2 protein-coding genes are annotated in these 1,734 nt (G+C 43.7%); both read right to left on the bottom strand.

Annotation, left to right across the window (positions count from 1 at the left end):
- The coding region (locus tag B7Y67_RS17120; RefSeq protein WP_293599663.1) for a tripartite tricarboxylate transporter substrate binding protein at positions 1-334 on the bottom strand (334 nt) is incomplete at its 3' end.
- 23 nt (positions 335-357) lie between these two features.
- A partial coding sequence (locus B7Y67_RS17115; RefSeq protein WP_293599662.1) for a sulfatase-like hydrolase/transferase occupies positions 358-1,734 on the bottom strand: 1,377 nt, incomplete at its 5' end.

Genomic DNA, 1,734 nt, shown 5'->3' with positions numbered 1-1,734 from the left:
CATAAGGTACTTTTTGGCCTGCGCTGGGCCCTACTACAACTTCTGCTGGCGAAGCTATTAAAAGGGTGTATCCATCGGGCGCACTTTTGGCGACTAAATCGGCTCCAATAGCACCTGAGGCGCCTGCTTTATTTTCCACAAGGACAGTCGCATTAAGTACTTCACCAAGTCTTTGTGCATAAGTTCTCGCGACACCATCCACTCCGCCCCCAGGGGGATAAGGAACAATGATTTTGATTGGTCTGTCTGGCCATGGGGCACCAAATACAGGACCAACCATCAAGAGGCTGGTGAGTAAGGAAGCAGTTAATTTCCAAATTAAGTTTATAGACATTTCTTTTCCAATCAATATTTGTATTAAAGGAAATCAGCGGCAGCACCCGGTGCTGGAGTAAATCCAATATCCCCACGGGCAATCACAGCCTCTCGCCCGCCATTTGCTGCTAAATTTTCAGCCTGTCTTGCTTTAGCTCTTCTGTCTGTCTCATCAGGATCGCAAACACTTAGAAGTTTTAAGTGACACTCATTAAGAATATGTTTGTAATCTGAGTCCTGTCCAAGATCTGTTATTTCATTTGGATCATTTTCAAGATCAAATAGCTGAGCTGGGTACTTTGCGTAATAGACATATTTCCATTTGCCATTTCGAATGGCATAAGCCCCAGTTGTAGAGCCCATGCCGTGATATTCAGAGAGTACTGTTCTATCTGGCTTATAACCATTTGCAATATCAAACAGTGATACCCCTAGGTGTCCATCTTTGACAGAATTAAAGTTAATTCCAACTCCTTCAAGAATGGTTGGGAAGCAATCTACATGGCTTACTGGCGTTTCAATACGAAGTCCTTTTGGTACATCTGGACCAGCCATAATTAAAGGCACGCCTGCAATTTCTTCAAACATCGTTGACTTGCCCCACAAACCCCGAGCGCCTAAGTTATCTCCATGATCACTCGTATAAATTATGTTGGTATTGTCTGCAAAGCCAAGATCTTGCAAAGTAGTTAGGATCTTTCCTACGTTTTCATCTAGATATGAAACTAAACCAAAGTAGCCGCATAGTGCACGCTTGACCTGGTCTTCATTTTCAAAGTAATCGTCATAGCAAAATGAATTTCTGTAATCCTCTAAATAGGGGTGATTGGGGCGCTCCTCTCGCGCATACATTAGGGGCATTGGTAATTCTTTACCCCAGTATTTGTAGTAATGTTCTGGGGGCGCTGTTAGTGGAAAGTGTGGCGCTACAAAAGAGACAAACAGAACCCAGGGCTTATCTACAGCCCTTTCTTTAGTTGCCTGCTCATGTAACCAAATTTGAGCCTTAGAACAAATCTCCTTATCGTAGAAGGTATATTGAGATTCACCAGGCCCCGCTAGTGCAGCCATTTTTTTTGAGCCGCCACGCTTAGGTAGATCGTCGCGTACAAGCCCAAGCAAATCTCCCTTGCCCTTAAGAATGTGCATTGGGATTTGTTCTTCAGTAAAGCCATGATCTTCTTCATATTCGCGAAAATGTAGCTTTCCAATCGAAGTTACGTTAAACCCCTGATCTCGAATAATGTGATGCCAAGATGGAATTGAGCCATCGTATGCATCAGCGTTATCCCAAAATCCAATTTGATTAATATATTTCCCAGTTGCAAAACCAGCTCGAGCGGGTATGCACACTGGGCTGGTTGTATAGGTATGTTCAAACACGGTACCCTTTTTCGCAAGGGCATCTAGATTTGGGGT

The organism is Polynucleobacter sp. 35-46-11 (assembly GCF_002281105.1).
Note: the sequence above shows the minus strand (reverse complement) of the source record. Positions and strands in the feature narration are given on the sequence as shown.